The sequence below is a fragment of the Staphylococcus sp. HMSC069D12 genome, from assembly GCF_001810405.1.
GTDB lineage: Bacteria > Bacillota > Bacilli > Staphylococcales > Staphylococcaceae > Staphylococcus > Staphylococcus haemolyticus.
Genome location: NZ_KV801102.1, coordinates 61369 through 78509 on the forward strand (window position 1 = coordinate 61369; position 17141 = coordinate 78509).

The following is a 17141-nucleotide window of genomic DNA, read 5'->3' on the forward strand; positions in this document are numbered from 1 at the left end:
TACTCACAGTAAACAATAATGATAAAATCTAGCATAATTTCGTCTTAAATCTACCTTAAATCATCAATTAAACTATAAAGAAGCGTGGTGACAAAATCACAATTTGATCTCATCATCCCACTTATATAGATAATGTTTTACATTAAACAATGTTAATCCAAATCTTTAACCTGATCCTTAGCTCTTTTGTAGATTTTGTTAGGGAAGTTAGTAATTCGCAACAATTCAATTGCGTTTCTCGTATTCGCTTTACCTTTTTTAATCTTGTAATCAAAGTGGATTTCATCGTTTTCAATCGTTTCATTAAAGTGATAGTTTTGATAATTGTCCTTTAATAATTCTGAAAGTTCGATATCATGTGTCGCTGCTACAATTCTGTACTCTGATTGATGATTCAAATATGATAATACAGATTCTGATGCTGCAATACGTTCAGTTGTATTCGTGCCTGTAAAGATTTCATCGATGAAACAGTACACTGGCATATGCGTCTCTATATCGAAAAGACGACGAATAGATTTCAACTCAGCCATGAAGTAACTATCGCCCGACAGAACATCATCGGCATTAGCCATTGACGTATAAACTAAGCAGGGACGATAGCTAAACGCATCCGCCGTCGCAGTTTCTATCGTTTGTGCAAGAATAAGGTTAATTGCTACAGCTTTCATAAATGTTGATTTTCCTGATGCATTCGACCCCGTTAGTAGAATATTGTGGTTAATGTCGAGGTCGTTTGGGACTGCATTTTCCAGTAAAGTATGAATCAAATTAGTGAATGTTAATGTTTGCTCATTTGAAAAGGCAGTCGGCTCACAATAAGTGTCTAATGTGCGTCGATACATGGCTAATGAATAGTGATTATCTAAGGTGCTTACATAGTCATAGCAGGCCATTACCTCGTCTTGATATCGATAATACGTATGCTGGATGATATGAAAAAGGAAATAATCTACCATGAATGCCATCTTGAGTAACATGATAAATGCGCCGCCGATATCTTGATCGCCCACTTTACCTAGTAGACCACTAAATAAACGTGCCCCTTTAAAGTGACTAAAGTTCGTATTAACTTCTGGTGTGCCTTTAATTTGGTCGAGATGATAACCTTCCTTAAGGACTTTCGCTGTATAGAATAATGACTTTAAATCTTGATCATAAGTACGTTTCAGGGTACCGGATAATACAATATTTAGTAGAATCGAAAATAAAGTTATAAGTACTCCAGTTGATGGAGAAATGAAACAAATAATGAGTCCAATAAATGGTAGAAATGGACAAATCATAAATAAATTATTTCGCTTTATTGCTTTAAGTTGATCAGGGAAGATAGGGTACACCACTTTACCAATAGAAGTGAGATGATAAGATACATTGACCCTAAATGTTTCATCATTATTAAATTGGTCTAATAGTTGTTTGTTATTAACCTTAAACATATTGCGTAATGTGGCAAACCAACGCATTTCTCCAATAGATGTGAAGTTAAAGTTACTACGATGGAAGATTTCTTCCATATTTAAATCTGATCATGTTTTATCATCTATGAGGTTGTTATGTTGGTCACGTTTGAGTTTGAATTGATAATCGAAGCGGGAATTTGGGCGTATGAAGTTCTCAATAGGCTTCTTATTACGCCAAAGTGTATGTATGTGGTTGATCAATTTCCTCTTGTCTATTATTGTCACAACAACATTTACAATCAATCCTAATATGATAATACCGATTACCAATAATGCATAGGTCTGATAAATATTCATAACTAAACTCCTTATAAAAATTAAATCATCTACACAATTATTTCATAATTTTATGCAATTAACAAAAGTAGATAAGATAAAAAATTTCAATTCATACATTAGAGGTTTATACACATCGAAATGATTAAATTTTTAATTGCTTCATATTGGTTTCTTAGTGTACATTAGTTATGCTTATAGAGAAATGTAAAAACACAATTGGGTTGGTAGTCCCAATGCAAATGTAATCATTTGTCAGTAACCTTCCTCCTCAGGTCGTCCCTCATTTCAAGTTATATATAGAGGAGGGACAATCATTGGAATTATCAATATTTCATGATGGTCAGTTTTTCATAGGATTGGTTGAATATAGGGAAGAAGATAGGGTTAAGTTGGTGAAATTTACCTTTGGAACTGAGCCAAATAGTGCTGAAATTTTTAATTTTATTTATGGTCATTTAGATGAATTGATAAATCAAACGAAAGTTTCCATTGAAAAAAAGAAACCAAAAAAAGTAAATCCTAAACGTTTACAAAGGCAAGTTGCTAAAGAACAGAAACAACCTAAAACTTCTACTTATGCTCAAAAAGCAATCAAAAAAGAGCAAGAAATGAAAAAAGTGCAAAGTAAAAAGAGTAAGAAATTAAAGAAAGAACAGACAAAAGCACGCAAACGACAGCTTAAAGTTCAAAAAAATAAGCAAAAGAAAAAGGGACATTGAGTCTCGCGAAAATAGGATCTCAAACATTTTATATGTATGAGGTTCTATTTTTATTTAATCATTCGCCTTATAACTTTGCCACATAGATTTCATGTCATTGCTCATGATATGCTTATTGATGACATAGGAGGATTTGACTGATATGAAAGATAAATATATATCATCTATAACTCATTATTCACATCGTCATCAACGACATTTTGTAGGTGAACGTTTATGATGACTTTTTTAGCCATTCTCATTTTTGTTATTACTTTGATTTTTGTTATTTGGCAACCTAAAGGACTAGATATAGGAATTACTGCTGTTGTAGGCGCAGCTTTAGCGCTTATTACCGGAGTTGTTGGTTGGTCTGACATCGTGGAAGTAACAGATATTGTTTGGAACGCAACTTTAACATTTGTCGCTGTCATCTTGATTTCACTTATTCTGGATGAAATTGGTTTCTTTGAATGGGCTGCATTACATATGGTTCGAGCATCTAAAGGGGACGGTTTCAGAATGTTTGTTTACATTATACTCCTTGGTGCGATAGTGGCAGCATTTTTTGCGAATGATGGTGCTGCACTTATCTTAACGCCAATCGTTTTAGCGATGGTACGTCATCTTGGATTTAGTAAGAAAGTGATCTTTCCTTTCATTATCGCAAGTGGCTTTATCGCTGATGCAACGTCGTTACCTTTTACGGTGAGTAACTTAGTGAATATTGTTTCTGCGGATTACTTCAACATTGGATTTGTAGAATATTTGAGTCATATGCTAATACCAAATATATTCTCACTTCTAGCAAGTATCATTGTATTATGGATTTATTTTCGAACAACGATTCCAAAGACCATTGATATTCGAAAGGTTCAAAGTCCTGGTGCCGCGATTAAAGATCAGAAACTATTTCGCATATCTTGGCTTGTTTTAGCAATACTATTAATAGGTTATCTTGTCAGTGAGTTTATACACTTACCAGTGTCTCTGATTGCCGGAATTGTCGCTATTATCTTCCTACTCTTGGCACGCCAATCAGATGTTGTTTCTACTGGAAAAGTAATCAAAGGTGCGCCATGGAATATCGTGATTTTTTCATTAGGTATGTATTTAGTCGTATTTGGACTTAAAAATGTTGGCATTACAACCATCTTAGGTCATATATTTGCATCTATATCTGCGCATGGTTTATTTACTAGCATTATGGGCGTAGGTTTTATCTCTGCAATTTTATCATCGATCATGAATAACTTACCGACCGTTTTAATTGATGCGATAGCAATACATCAATCACAAGTGACAGGTATCCTTAGAGAAGGTATGATTTATGCGAATGTAATAGGGTCTGACTTAGGTCCGAAGATTACACCTATAGGTTCATTAGCCACTTTATTATGGCTTCACGTTTTAGCTCAAAAAGATGTCAAAATATCATGGGGCGTTTACTTTAAAACAGGAATAGTCATTACGATTCCAGTACTCTTTTTCACGTTGCTAGGACTATTTCTTACATTACTCATTTTTTAAAAGGTGAAAATCATAATTCGCAATGGGAATAACAGTTAGGCATTCATACGTATCTTTTGAGAATAGACAAACATAGGGATTAAATTTTTTGATACTATTTTAAAGTATATTCAAGAGAAGTTAGATTGCTCACTATCCCAAAATGTTAATGTATAAATCGACCATTCAAACAGTTAATTGCTAACTTTTATACACCGTGCAGTCTAACCTCCTTGTAATATAAGGCTTAGATATATACATAGTTGAATATACATATTTTGTCACTATTAATTGGAAGTATACTTTTTAAAGATAATTGATTAGTTTAGTGAGAATAACTTAAGTGAGGTAACGGATGTTTCGTCTATGATCCGTCTATCTCACTTTTTTACGTTTTAGAGTTGATTTGTAAGGACAATATGCTAATTACATTTAAACGAGCATATATGTTTGTAAAAATAGAGATTCATAGTATCTTGAACGTATAAATATTCTAATTCTATTGAGTTGAGAATGTGAAAGCATTAATTGTATATGCCCATCCTGAACCAAAGTCATTCAATAGTGCATTAAAAGATAAAGCTGTAGAAACATTAGAAGCACAAGGTTATGAAGTTAAAGTTTCGGATTTATACGCAATGGATTTTGATCCAGTTGCTAGAAAAGAAGATTTCAAAAACTTAACAGACCCTGAATTCTTCAAATACGCAGTAGAACAAAAAAATGCATATGATAACGATAAATTAACATCAGTGATTAAGGAAGAATTTGAAAAACTGTTATGGGCAGACTTAGTTATTTTCCAATTTCCACTATGGTGGTTTAGTGTTCCAGCCATACTTAAAAGTTGGTTTGATAAAATCTTTATGTTTGGTGGCATTTATGGTGGAGAATATGACCGTTATGACAAAGCCCGATTAACAGATAAAATAGCCATGATTTCAACTACGACTGGCTCACCCGAAGGAAGCTATGCTGCAAATGATTTCTCAGGAGATATTTATGATCAAGTATTATTCCATATTAACCATGGTATGATTTATTTCTCTGGTATGACACCATTAGAACCATTTATTGCTTATCAAGTTAGCCATAGTGAAGAAGTAAGACGTGACTATCTTGAACAATTAGCTGAAAAATTAAAACATATCGATGACATTCCTAGAATTCATTATCACAAATTAGAAGATTTCGATGATAACGGACAATTAAAATAGACATTTTTGAAATACAAGCATCATCAAAATGAATCATTCATTCATTTTGGTGATGCTTTTTTAATTGTAAGTATTTATAGGTCTAGCACATCGCTGAAATGATGAAAACAACAAATGTAATTTAAATTGTAAATGTATATCATCTGATAAATAGGGTATGATGTATATAATCATCTGATGATATACATTCTATTCTATTTAAGGTGTTGATGAGTTATGGAAGAAAAGAAGCATAAGAAATTTAAGTTTAATACGCCTCATACATATGCTTTATTAATGTTTGTTATTTTTCTAGCTTGGTTATTAACTTACATTATTCCAGCTGGTGAATATGCGCGTGAAAAGAAAGGTGATCAAACACTTGTCGTTTCAGGAACATACCATACTGTGGAATCGGCAAATGTCAATTTCCTCGAAATATTCAGGTCAATTCCTGAAGGACTAATCAGTGGCGGAGAAATCGTATTCTATATATTCCTAGTAGGTGGTGCCTTTGGCATTATTCATAAGACGGGTGCTTTCGAAAATGGTGTAAACAAAGCAATGAGAATGTTAGGGAAGGCCAATTTCCTAATGATTCCATTGACGATGACGATATTCTCTATATTAGGATTTACAATTGGATTAGCAGAAGAAACAATTATCTTTGTTCCAATTGGCATTATAATCGCTCGAACATTAGGTTACGACGCCTTAACAGGTGCTGCAATGGTTATTTTAGGTGCTGCCAGTGGTTTCAGTGGAGGTATGTTAAATCCCTTTACAGTTGGTGTGGCACAAACCGTTGCTGAACTACCAATGTTCTCAGGCTGGGGTTTACGTACAATTATCTATTTATTTATCTTAACTGCAGCCATTTCTACAGTTATGTTATATGCACGTAAAGTGAAGAAAGATAAGTCAAAAAGTATTGTGTATGAGCTAGAAAAAGAAGAAGGTCATATTATTCAAGAAATCACTTATCAACACTTTAGTAAGAGACAAGCAGCTAGCTTACTTATTATAGTTGCTACAATTCTATTTAACGTATTTGGCATATTTGTATTCGATTGGACGTTTAATGAGATGAGCGCCAATTTCTTACTTGCTGGTATTGTTGCAGGTTTAGTAAGCGGACTTGGATTGAATGGTACATTTGACGCATTAATTGAAGGAATGCAGAACATTTTATTTGGTGCAATGATTGTTGGATTCGCTAAAGGAATCGTTGTTATTTTGGAAAATGGTAAAATCATCGATACGATTGTCCATGGCATGACAACATTGCTATCAGATATACCAGCTTCATTTGTTATTATTGCTATGTTTATATTACAGTTCTTACTTAATTTCTTTATACCATCTGGATCGGGTCAAGCATTAACAACAATGCCATTAATGGTACCAATATCAGATTTACTGCATATTAATCGTCAGTTAACGGTACTCGCTTTCCAATATGGTGATTCAATCAGTAACATTTTATTCCCAACTTCAGCAATCTTAATGGGAGCATTAGCTGTTGGACGAATTACTTATACTCAATGGATTAAATTTGTGTGGAAGTTGATACTATTATGGGTAATTATTTGTGCTGTGGCGATGTCGATTGCGCTTATAATTGGTTATTAAAAATTTCTCAAGAAGCACTTGGAAATTTGTTTAAAAGCTTGATAGGTAAGACTGACGCTTGTCTGAAGTTATTAGGAAGTACGTCTAACAAACGCTGTCATAACAATGTAAAGGCGGGTTTCTAAATAAATAGGAACCCGCCCTTTAAATGCTTGAATTTATCAATTATTTAAAAGATTATAAAAATCTATAAAACAACACATAACAAAGATGTGTCGATTTTGTTGTAAAGATTTTGCTCAATTCAAAATAGTTTTAGTATATAATACTGTGTAACACCAATTGAAAGGAGCAACTTATGAACTTAAATAGTATTAATTTAGTTTCAGGTATTTTATGCTTATTATCATTTTTATTAGTAGTTTCTATCATGTTTACGAGCATGTTCTGGTTTCTTCCAGGATTGTTTGTGATGTTATTAGCTATTATTGCAAATGTCTTAGGCATCTTGAAAGGCAATAAAGCCATAAATATTACAATGTTAATTTTAAATATTGTATTTTTAGTTATTTTCTCAAGCCCTTTATTATTAGCTTAATATTTTGAGAAAATTATATATATCTTAAATTTCCAGAGGAAGTGGGATAGAAATTAATGTAATGATTAATTTCTGTGCTCGCTTCTTTTTTATTTATCCTTAATAAGGGTATATAGAAGGTATAGATAAAGATAGCTAAGGGGGATTTATAATGGATGTAAGATTTCCGATAGGAGAATTTGAAGCGCTAACAAATTCAACATTAGTTGATGTGAAACAATGGATGAGTGAAATTGAAGCATATAGTGATCAGTTGAAGGAAACGGTTCATCAATTGAGTGATGAGCAGTTAGAACGTTGTTATCGAGAAGGAAGTTGGACAGTTAGACAATTAGTACATCATATTGCAGATTCTCAGATTAATTTGTATGAAAGATTGAAAATGGCACTGACTGAAGTTGACGTAACTGCGTTCATGTTTAATCAAGAACGTTGGGCAGAGTTGCCAGACTCTAAATTACCTATGCAAGTTTCAATTACTATTTTAGAGGGACTCAACCAACGCGTTGTAGAGATGGGAAATCATGTTACTGAAGGTGAATTAAATCGTTCTATCAAGCTATCAGATGGTAGCAATGTACCGGTTTCAGAATTACTTGCGAAATTATCATGGCATGAGCGTCATCATTTAGAGCACATTAAGATTGCATTATCCGACCAAGGCGTATCAAAAGAGTAGTAAATACAGTTATAAAGTTGAGCGTCTACAACTTAAGAATGAACTTTGTCAAAAACAAGTGTAATTCATCAAACTAATATGATAAAACTGTTATAATCTGTACCTACCAAGAGAAAGATAGGGGAGGAAGTTTCATGAAGGAACAAGTTTTAGTAACTGGAGGGACAGGTTTTTAGGTTTACGTATTGTCGCGGAATTATTAAAGCAAGATTTATTGTACGTGCAACAATTCGTTCGTTATCTAAGAAAGATACTATTTTAGAAACATTAAAGGCACAAAATATTGATACGTAAAATTTAGCATTTGTTGTAGCGGATTTATCTAAAGATGATAACTGGGAAGATGCTATGGAAGATTGCACCTATGTGATGAGTGTAGCATCGTCTGTAGTGATGGGTAGTGTTAGCGTAACTGATGAACAATCGATCAATAAACAAGCCGTTGAAGGTATTCAGCGTATCTTGAGAGCTGCCGAGAAAACGAATGTGAAACGTGTAATAATGACTGCAAACTTTGGCGCAGTAGGATTTAGTAATAAAGATAAATCTAGTGTGACAGCAGAAGAACATTGGACTAATCCAAATGAAAAAGGACTTTCTGTTTATGAGAAGTCTAAATTAATTGCTGAGCGAGCAGCGTGGGACTTTGTGAATGCTACTGAAAATCACATTGAGTTTGCGACAATCAATCCTGTTGCTATACTTGGACCATCATTAAATCAACATATGTCATTAAGTTTTCAATTTGTAGAAAATATTGCTAGTGGCAAAATGAAACGTATCCCTAATATTCCAATGAATATCGTAGATGTCAGAGACGTTGCACAATTACATGTTTTAGCAATGAAGACGCCAGAAGCAAATGGTAAACGTTTTATCGCCACTGCAGATGGACAAATCTCTATGCCTGAAATCGCACAATTAATTAAAAAAGAACGCCCTGAATTAGCAAGTAAAGTTTCAACTAAGACCATTCCAGATTTCGCAATTAAGCTAGGCGCTAGATTTAATAGTGAAGCACAAGAAGGTAAGTTATTACTTGAAATGAATAGAAATGTTAGTAATCAGCAAGCACGAAATGTTTTAGGTTGGACGCCAAGTTACACTCAAGAAGAAGCCATTCTAGCATCTGTTGACTGTATGAGAGACTATCACATTTTAAAATAAACATAATTGAATAATACATTTAAGCAAACACCTTTATCTTCATTGTTGTAAATAGAAGATAAGGTGTCTTTTTACTTACAAATTTAGAAAACGCTTTCTTTTTTCTTGTTTCATGAAAAATACATATGCTAGGATAAGTCCGTGATAACGTTTTCATAATGAAAAGTAAGGTGAAACGATGGATAATACACAAATCAAACAATTTATTGAAGATGGTCATTTAACAGTGGGTATTGAGTTCGGTTCAACGCGTATTAAAGCAATTGCGATTGATGACCAATGTCAAACCCTCGCAACAGGTTCATTCGAATGGGAGAACAGTTACCGTAATGGTTATTGGACGTATTCGATGAACGATGCATGGGTAGGCATTCAAAAAGCATATGGCGCAATGACTCAAGAGTTAAAAGAGAAATACGATGCAACCGTGAAACAACTTGCTTCTTTAGGTATTAGTGGTATGATGCATGGCTATTTACCGTTTGATGACAATGATGATTTACTCGTTCCATTTAGAACGTGGCGTAATAACAATGCTAATAAAGCAGCTGAAATCTTACGAGAGGACTTTCAAGTGAATATTCCTGAACGTTGGAGTATTGCACAACTTTATCAATCTGCATTAGATCAAGAAGCGCACGTTGAGAAAGTAAGCTATATGACGACACTTGCGGGATACATACATTGGTATCTAACCGATGAGAAAGTATTAGGTATTGGAGATGCGTCTGGTATGTTCCCAATTGATAGTGAGACACAAGACTATCGTGACGATATTATTGAACGCTTTAATAAGAAGTTTTCTGAAAAGGGTTACACACAAGATTTTAGAGATATCTTACCTAAAGTAGTTGTAGCAGGGGAGTATGCCGGACGTCTAACTGAAACGGGTGCGAAATTAGTTGATCCAAACGGTGAGCTACAAGCCGGATGTCCATTATGTGCACCTGAAGCGGATGCAGCTACAGGTATGGTAGCTACAAATAGTGTTGCACCAAGAACTGGTAATATTTCAGCAGGTACAAGTATCTTCTCGATGATTGTCCTTGAAAAGCCAATCAAAGATGTCTATCCAGAGGTAGATAGTGTTACAACACCAGACGGTTATGAAGTAGCAATGATTCATGCGAATAACTGTACATCAGATATAAACGCTTGGGTCGATTTGTTTGGAGAAGTATTTGAAACAATGGGAGTTAAATACGATAAAGGTGAATTGTTCACCAAATTATTTGAACGTGCCTTAAAAGGTGACGAAGATTTAGGTAAGTTATTGTCATATGGTTATATTTCTGGTGAATTTATCACAGATGTACAACATGGTTATCCAATACTTGTACGATCAGTAGACAGTAACTTTAACTTAGCTAACTTAATGAAAACACATATTTACAGTGCTTTCAGTACGTTGAAGATTGGTATTGATTTATTAAAAGAAAGAGAAAATATTCATATTGATTCAATGTTTGGTCATGGTGGCATCTTTAAAACTGAAAAAGTTGCGCAATCATTCTTAGCAGCTGCCTTAGACAGTCCTGTTCATGTTATGCAAACTGCAAGTGAAGGTGGCGCTTGGGGTATCGCAGTATTGGCGAGATACATGATTGAAACAGAGACATCAAATTTAGCAACATATTTGAATGACTTTGCGTTTAAAGGAACAGAATCAATGACAATCGAACCAACTAAAGATGAAGTTGCAAGCTTTGAGCAATATACAGAACGCTTTAAACAAGGCATTCCACTTGAACGTCTTGCACATGAACAATTTAATTCAGAACAAAAATAATGAATAAAACAAAGGTAGAAAGTGGGATTAAAATGGCGAACGAGATAGACAAACGAGAACGTCAATTTCTAGGATTGCTTATGGTATTAATATAGGGATACATTGCCGTAGCGATCTTTATGACCGGAGACGGTATAAAGCATTTTTATCTAAATATATTATGAGTCTTGGCTTTGATAATTCTGAAGCCGGCAATGTCTTAACCGTTTACGGTTTAGTCGTAGCTATCGCTTCATGGTTATCAGGTGTGATGGCTGAGATTTTCAATCCACGACGTGTGATGACATTCGCGTTTATTATTTGGATGATCTTCCATTTAAAGTAAACGGTAAAGTAGCAATCGTAACAGGCGGTGCCATGGGACTAGGTAAAGCTATGGCAGAAGCATTAGCACAAGCAGGTGCAGATATTGTTATTGCAGACATTAAATTAGATTTAGCTCAAGAAACAGCAAAAGCCGTTGCAGATAATGAAGGCGTTAAAACGACAGCATTAAAAGTAGATGTTACAAATCCAGAAGATGTTAGCAAAATGGTAGACGACGTCGTGAATGAGTACGGTAAAGTTGATATCTTAGTAAATAATGCTGGTATGACAATTAATGAAAAAGCAGAAGACGTATCTTACGAAAACTGGTTAAAAGTAATTAACTTAAACTTAAATGGTGTCTTCTTAGTAGCACAAGCAGTAGGACGTCAAATGATAAAACAAGGCTATGGTTCAATCATTAATACATCATCAATGTCAGGATTAATTGCCAATAAACCACAAGAACAAGCATCTTACAATGCATCTAAAGCAGGCGTTATCATGTTAACAAAAAGTTTAGCAATGGAATGGTCAAAATATGGCATCAAAGTAAACACAATTGCGCCAGGATACATGAAAACGGCATTAACTGAACCAATGTTTAATACTGGAGGCGAAATGATCGATTATTGGATGGGGGCGACACCAATGGGTCGTCCAGGTGAACCAGAAGAATTAGGTGGCATTGTTGTATACCTTGCATCTGACGCTTCATCATTCGCACAAGGTAGCGTATTTACAATTGATGGTGGTTATACTGCATTATAATTATATTTGGAAAAGTGCAAGATGAGTCTTTGTACTTTTTCATTATTAGTGAAAAGAATTTTTTGAGAGGTTTTAATAATTCGATGATATGCATCTCAGCTGAAGGATGAAAATCCAATGCTTGAGATGCATTTTTTATATTCAAATCAAGAATTTCTTGAATGAAGTTATGCGTGCCGGTTAGGTTGGGTAAACTGTGAATAGACACTTACTGAACGGAGGAATAATGATGAAGCGCTCAATAGATCTCGAAAAGACATTAAAATCGTTAGATGGACAAAAATATGGAGCGTATAAACGAATGAAAGGCATATATGCCTTTGATCAATTTCACTTAGCAATCGATCATGTACAGGTGGATCCTTATGCGCCACCTTCAAAAATGCGTCTTATCATTCAACGTGATGTCGCCAAAATTCCAAGTGAATTATTAGATGAGAAAGACAAACGTATTGCAGTATCAGATTTCTTAACTAGAGCATTTGGCCATCAAACTTCGGCATTTAATCGTACTGTTAAAGGTTCAGGTAAAAATGGTAAAATTTTCATCGATCATTGTGGTCAAGAAATGTTAGAACGTACATCAGTCGTAATTAATGATAAAGAAATTGAAGTGCGCATTGAAGTTGGTATGCCAGCAACAGGACGTAAGATTCTTGGAAAAGTTGCGGCCCATACACTTATAAATGGCTTACCAAAGATAGTAAATCAAGCTATCATGTATCAAAATATTGATCAACAAGCACTTCAACATCAAGTAACATTAAAATTAGACCAAACGTATATTAGGAATCAACTTGAACAACAACACTTAGTCGCTTTTGTCGAAAATAACGCCATTTTACCACGAAAAAGCGGTGTATCCGATGAGCCAATGAAAGGTGCTATTCAATTTACGAGCCCGCAAGCTTTCGAAACAACATTCAACTTACCAAGTGGTCGGGCAGTCACAGGGATGTCTATTCCTGAAGGCATAACGTTGATTGTTGGCGGTGGTTATCACGGTAAATCGACCCTATTAGAAGCGCTTGAACGTAGTGTCTATGACCATATTCCAAATGATGGCCGTGAGTTTGTTATTACGCGTCATGACGCTATGAAGATACGAGCTGAAGATGGACGTGGAATTCAAAATGTTAACATCAGTCCATTTATAGATAACTTACCTGGCAAGAAAGATACAACGCACTTTTCGACTGACAATGCGAGTGGGAGCACGTCACAAGCAGCTAATGTCATGGAAGCATTAGAAACACAATCGTCAACGCTACTTATTGATGAAGATACATCGGCGACGAACTTTATGGTTCGTGATGGACGTATGCAGAAGTTAATTGCGCCTGATAAAGAACCAATAACACCATTTTCTAATAAAGTGAGACCACTTTTTGAAGCGCATCAAGTTTCAACTATTCTAATTGTTGGTGGGTCTGGTGATTATTTTGACGTGGCCGATCAAGTCTTAATGATGGATGAGTATCATTTGAAAGATGTAACTACTGAGGCGAAAGAGATTGCTCAATCAGATGGATACCAACGTGACCTACAGGCAAATACGCAATTTGGTGCGATTCCATCTCGTGTCCCTTTAGATGCTTCATTCTCTAAAAAAGGGAAAGATGATCGAATGAAAGCCAAAGGGCTACACACAGTGATGTACGGCAAAGATGCAATAGATATATCTGGTTTAGAACAATTAGTGGATGACAGTCAAACCAATGCGTTGACCGTTATGATGAATTACTTTAGACATCACCTTATAGATAATCATAAGAGTCTTATTGATGCAACGAATCAAATGTACGACTTAATTGACGAAGAAGGCATCGAAGCGATATCTAACTTTGATGGACATCCTGGTAATTTAGCGCTTCCTCGTAAGCAAGAATTTATCGGAACATTGAACCGTTATCGTGGTTTAAAAGTAAAATAAAATAACAAAAGCACATTGCACTTGATAGTTAATCAAGCTTTGCAATGTGCTTTTAATTCGTTAAGAAAAAGTCTACAGTAAGATCATCAACATAATATCTTTCGTCATATTCTTCCATTGACGTATTAGGCAGTATGTTTAGGCTTTTGACATAATCAATACCATAATCTTCGACGTAGCCACGTTGGCCATGTTTAACATAAGGCGTTACTTTAGACTTAAACTTTACAACTTGTTGTAAAAAGGGTTCTTGGTTATGAAAGTATCTCTTTGATGCATAAACCCAAACGTGATCGAAATACTGACCGCCAATATTAACATCTAATAATAAAATTTTTGAGAAAATAGGCTTGTTTGGAATTTTTACTTTAGGTGTTATAGTAATATGTTCAATTCGACCTATTACGGTTACAGTTTTATTTTTCAAAGATTTCAAGCTATCGCGAGGCATACCATCACCTTCTTTTGCAAAAAATTGTAAAATTGATAACTATTAATTAAAAAAATAATATTTGATATAATTTTACAACAAAATGCATAAAAAGTGGTGGGATATACATTTTGAAAATACTTTATTTTAGAAGTGTATATTTATGAAATTTACTGTATATGATGGTGGATGCCTTCAGTTGCACGAATACCACTAAAGATACAACCCCCTAGGAAAGTACCTTCTAATGAACGATATCCGTGAACACCGCCACCACCAAAACTAGATGCTTCCCCAGCAGCGTATAGTCCTTGAATCGGTTGCATGCTTGGATTAAGTGCTTGGTCATCGAGATTCGTTTGAATACCGCTGAGCGTTTTACGACTAATGATATTTAATTTTATGGCAATTAAACGTCCGTTTTTTCCACTTAATATTTTATGAGGTTTAGCAGTACGAACGAGTTTATCACCTAAGAATTGATATGCATTATTGATAAATGCGACTTGTGGATCTTTAGTGAATGGATTATCAATTTGTAAGTCGCGAGCTTTAATTTCATGTTTGATTGTTTCATAGTCAAGTAAGTCATTTTTCTCAAATTGGTGTTAGTGTTCAAGAAGCTGAGCAAAATGAACGTTACACAGTTAAACATATTCCGTTTGGTAAACAAATGGTAATTGAATATAAAAATGAAACGGATGCAGAAATGTATGTCGTTTTAGATGAAGAGAAACGACTTGTTGGCGCAGATATATATGGCGTCGATGCAGCTGATTTAGTAAATTTACTCGTATTTATTATTAATCAACGCATAACAGCACAAGATTTAAATAAATTAATCTTTGCTTTCCCTAGTGCCTCTAGCGGTGTCATTGATTTGTTAAAAGTGAATATGTTGTAATTTAATATAGATAAATAAAGATGCCTACATATTGGAATCAAAGCGTTATTGTTCCAAATCATGTAGGCATCTTTGTAAATTTTACTATGCGGGCAGTCTAAGAATTTACTTTTGTGATTCTAAGAATTTTTCTGCTACGGCTTTACCAGATTGTGGATTTTGACCAGTAATAATGCGACCATCAGCGACTGCAAACTCAGTCCAGTTATCACCTTGTTCATAGTTTGCACCACGATTTTTAAGTTCATCTTCAGTAAGGTAAGGAACAACGTCGGCTAAGCCCACTGCTTGTTCTTCACTATTTGAGAAGCCAGTAACCGTTTTGCCATCGATAATATGTTTACCTTCAGCATCTTTTACATTTAATAAGCCAATTGCACCATGGCAAACTGAAGCAACAACATCGTTATTTTCATAAATTTCTTGAGTTAGCTTTTGTAAATCTTCATTATCTTTGAAGTCCCAAATTGTACCATGACCACCAGCGAAATAAATGACGTCATAATTTTCAGCTTTAACTGCGTCAGGTGTAACTGTATGACCAAGACGTGTCATAAAGTCTTTATTCTGATAATATTCCCAGTCTAAATCTGTCATCATATCTTCTTGTAAACTTTGAGGGTCAATGGCAGTATAGCCACCTTCTGGACTAATATAATGTACTTTATAACCATTTTTATATAAGACATCCGCGAAATGAACAACCTCACCAAACCATAATCCAGTTGGACGATTCATATCAGGATATTTCGTTACACTTGTTACTACAACTAATGCTCTTTTTGTATTCATTGATACGCCTCCTAATTTTATACTACGTTTAGTCTACCCTTTTCGGAAAAGTAAGAAACTAAAGAGGTCGTGAATTAAATATAATATGTTTCATGTAAAACGATGTAAGATGTATTCGTTGTTAGTCCAACGCAACTTCAATATACTTGATATAATGGCTATTTTTAATGAGAGGAGGATTTTGAATGGTACAAGACAATGGAAAATTAAAATGGTCAAGCTTAATTATGGGAACGTTACTATTAATTGTTGCAGTTATTATTTTCAGTTATCCTGTTAAAAATTTCTACACACTTACTTGGCTTATTGGCTTATTAATTCTTATTAATGGTGTGATTCAACTATTATTCCGCCGTGCTGCGAGAGCGATTGCCGGTAGCGGTTCAGGATTAATTGTTGTCATAGGAATTATTGATATTATATTTGGACTACTTGTGATATTTAACGTTGGGGCAAGTTCAACCTTATTCATATTTATGTTTGCCGCATGGTTTATTGTAAGTTCAGTTATTGGACTAATGACCATTTCAAAACAAAGCCGTTTGAAGGGACTATCTATCATTGTTAACGTTTTAGGCTTACTATTAGGAATTATTTTACTTTTTAACCCTATGATGGGGATGATTCTAGTATCAACGATGATAGCCATCACATTTGCAATTCTAGGTGTGACTTACGTTATTGATGGACTTGCGTAAATTTTTGGAATAGGGAGAGGGGCAGAATTTTATATGAATTCTTTGTCTTTCTCCCACTTTTTATATTTAGAAGTGGAAATCTTAAAAAGTGAATTCATAAATGGGAAGTATTACAATAAGACTTATTAAACAATGATTCTAGGAGGCATTCATGTGACGTACAATTTTGATGAGATCATAGACCGTCGTTCTACAAATGCGATGAATGTAGAAGGTTATAAAGGCTATTTATTTGGAGACGCAGATACTTCAGATTTAGAAGAACATGATGAACTGATTCGTATGTGGATAGCTGATATGGATTTCGCGACACCTGAAGTTGTGTTAGATGCGATAAGAGATAGACTCGATAAAAAG

12 protein-coding genes and 6 pseudogenes are annotated in these 17141 nt (G+C 34.6%); 14 read left to right on the forward strand and 4 right to left on the reverse strand.

Going from position 1 to position 17141, the window contains the following annotated elements; translation table 11 throughout:
- Positions 1 to 152: 152 nt before the first annotated feature.
- A pseudogene (locus tag HMPREF2737_RS04245) lies at positions 153 to 1760 on the reverse strand (MutS family DNA mismatch repair protein).
- Between the two features lie 296 nt (positions 1761 to 2056).
- On the opposite strand from HMPREF2737_RS04245, the gene HMPREF2737_RS04250 reads away from it, so the two are divergent.
- The 11 genes and pseudogenes from HMPREF2737_RS04250 to HMPREF2737_RS04295 all read left to right on the forward strand — a co-directional run bounded on the left by HMPREF2737_RS04250 (position 2057) and on the right by HMPREF2737_RS04295 (position 13960).
- Positions 2057 to 2461: a YjdF family protein gene (locus HMPREF2737_RS04250; protein WP_037550847.1), complete on the forward strand. Its 405-nt coding sequence runs from the start codon at positions 2057 to 2059 to the stop codon at positions 2459 to 2461.
- 219 nt (positions 2462 to 2680) lie between these two features.
- A complete protein-coding gene (arsB, locus tag HMPREF2737_RS04255; RefSeq protein ID WP_037550947.1) occupies positions 2681 to 3970 on the forward strand; it encodes an arsenite efflux transporter membrane subunit ArsB in 1290 nt (429 codons plus the stop codon).
- A gap of 494 nt (positions 3971 to 4464) precedes the next feature.
- Entirely contained in the window at positions 4465 to 5166 is a 702-nt protein-coding gene (locus tag HMPREF2737_RS04260; protein WP_037550845.1) for an NAD(P)H-dependent oxidoreductase, read from the forward strand.
- A gap of 216 nt (positions 5167 to 5382) precedes the next feature.
- Positions 5383 to 6777 carry a YfcC family protein gene (locus tag HMPREF2737_RS04265; RefSeq protein ID WP_037550844.1) on the forward strand — a complete coding sequence of 465 codons (1395 nt, stop codon included), beginning with the start codon at positions 5383 to 5385 and terminating at the stop codon, positions 6775 to 6777.
- A gap of 298 nt (positions 6778 to 7075) precedes the next feature.
- Positions 7076 to 7315 (forward strand): hypothetical protein, encoded by a 240-nt coding sequence (locus HMPREF2737_RS04270; protein ID WP_011274531.1) that lies wholly within the window; start codon positions 7076 to 7078, stop codon positions 7313 to 7315.
- A 151-nt stretch (positions 7316 to 7466) separates the two neighbouring features.
- On the forward strand, positions 7467 to 7994 hold the full coding sequence (locus tag HMPREF2737_RS04275; protein ID WP_037550843.1) for a YfiT family bacillithiol transferase: 528 nt from the start codon (positions 7467 to 7469) through the stop codon (positions 7992 to 7994).
- Between the two features lie 134 nt (positions 7995 to 8128).
- Positions 8129 to 9161 (forward strand): annotated as a pseudogene (locus HMPREF2737_RS04280) (NAD-dependent epimerase/dehydratase family protein).
- 178 nt (positions 9162 to 9339) lie between these two features.
- Positions 9340 to 10950, forward strand: coding sequence for a xylulokinase (locus HMPREF2737_RS04285; protein ID WP_037550841.1), 1611 nt, complete (start codon positions 9340 to 9342; stop codon positions 10948 to 10950).
- A 32-nt stretch (positions 10951 to 10982) separates the two neighbouring features.
- Positions 10983 to 11269 (forward strand): annotated as a pseudogene (locus HMPREF2737_RS11975) (MFS transporter); the annotation flags it as partial.
- Positions 11251 to 12027, forward strand: coding sequence for a glucose 1-dehydrogenase (locus tag HMPREF2737_RS04290; RefSeq protein WP_037550839.1), 777 nt, complete (start codon positions 11251 to 11253; stop codon positions 12025 to 12027). The pseudogene HMPREF2737_RS11975 and the gene HMPREF2737_RS04290, both read left to right, overlap by 19 nt.
- Positions 12028 to 12256: 229 nt before the next feature.
- On the forward strand, positions 12257 to 13960 hold the full coding sequence (locus HMPREF2737_RS04295) for an ABC-ATPase domain-containing protein (protein ID WP_037550838.1): 1704 nt from the start codon (positions 12257 to 12259) through the stop codon (positions 13958 to 13960).
- Between the two features lie 52 nt (positions 13961 to 14012).
- Here the strand turns inward: HMPREF2737_RS04295 and HMPREF2737_RS04300 are convergent, their stop codons facing one another.
- Positions 14013 to 14411 carry a hypothetical protein gene (locus HMPREF2737_RS04300; protein WP_037550836.1) on the reverse strand — a complete coding sequence of 133 codons (399 nt, stop codon included), beginning with the start codon at positions 14409 to 14411 and terminating at the stop codon, positions 14013 to 14015.
- A 149-nt stretch (positions 14412 to 14560) separates the two neighbouring features.
- Positions 14561 to 14983 (reverse strand): annotated as a pseudogene (locus tag HMPREF2737_RS11225) (FAD-binding protein); the annotation flags it as partial.
- A 2-nt stretch (positions 14984 to 14985) separates the two neighbouring features.
- On the opposite strand from HMPREF2737_RS11225, the pseudogene HMPREF2737_RS04305 reads away from it, so the two are divergent.
- A pseudogene (locus tag HMPREF2737_RS04305) lies at positions 14986 to 15294 on the forward strand (NAD(P)/FAD-dependent oxidoreductase); the annotation flags it as partial.
- A 105-nt stretch (positions 15295 to 15399) separates the two neighbouring features.
- Here the strand turns inward: HMPREF2737_RS04305 and HMPREF2737_RS04310 are convergent.
- A complete protein-coding gene (locus HMPREF2737_RS04310) occupies positions 15400 to 16086 on the reverse strand; it encodes a type 1 glutamine amidotransferase domain-containing protein (RefSeq protein WP_011274547.1) in 687 nt (228 codons plus the stop codon).
- Positions 16087 to 16271: 185 nt separating this feature from the next.
- Here HMPREF2737_RS04310 and HMPREF2737_RS04315 point away from each other — a divergent pair, with 185 nt between their 5' ends.
- Positions 16272 to 16784: a DUF308 domain-containing protein gene (locus tag HMPREF2737_RS04315; RefSeq protein WP_037550833.1), complete on the forward strand. Its 513-nt coding sequence runs from the start codon at positions 16272 to 16274 to the stop codon at positions 16782 to 16784.
- Between the two features lie 153 nt (positions 16785 to 16937).
- Positions 16938 to 17141 (forward strand): annotated as a pseudogene (locus tag HMPREF2737_RS04320) (aminotransferase); the annotation flags it as partial.

Coding starts and splice junctions, on each gene's coding strand:
- arsB (WP_037550947.1), top strand. CDS start 2,681: ATGACTTTTTTAGCCATTCTCATTTTTGTTATTACTTTGATTTTTGTT.
- HMPREF2737_RS04265 (WP_037550844.1), top strand. CDS start 5,383: ATGGAAGAAAAGAAGCATAAGAAATTTAAGTTTAATACGCCTCATACA.
- HMPREF2737_RS04270 (WP_011274531.1), top strand. CDS start 7,076: ATGAACTTAAATAGTATTAATTTAGTTTCAGGTATTTTATGCTTATTA.
- HMPREF2737_RS04275 (WP_037550843.1), top strand. CDS start 7,467: ATGGATGTAAGATTTCCGATAGGAGAATTTGAAGCGCTAACAAATTCA.
- HMPREF2737_RS04285 (WP_037550841.1), top strand. CDS start 9,340: ATGGATAATACACAAATCAAACAATTTATTGAAGATGGTCATTTAACA.
- HMPREF2737_RS04295 (WP_037550838.1), top strand. CDS start 12,257: ATGAAGCGCTCAATAGATCTCGAAAAGACATTAAAATCGTTAGATGGA.
- HMPREF2737_RS04300 (WP_037550836.1), bottom strand. CDS start 14,411: ATGCCTCGCGATAGCTTGAAATCTTTGAAAAATAAAACTGTAACCGTA.
- HMPREF2737_RS04310 (WP_011274547.1), bottom strand. CDS start 16,086: ATGAATACAAAAAGAGCATTAGTTGTAGTAACAAGTGTAACGAAATAT.
- HMPREF2737_RS04315 (WP_037550833.1), top strand. CDS start 16,272: ATGGTACAAGACAATGGAAAATTAAAATGGTCAAGCTTAATTATGGGA.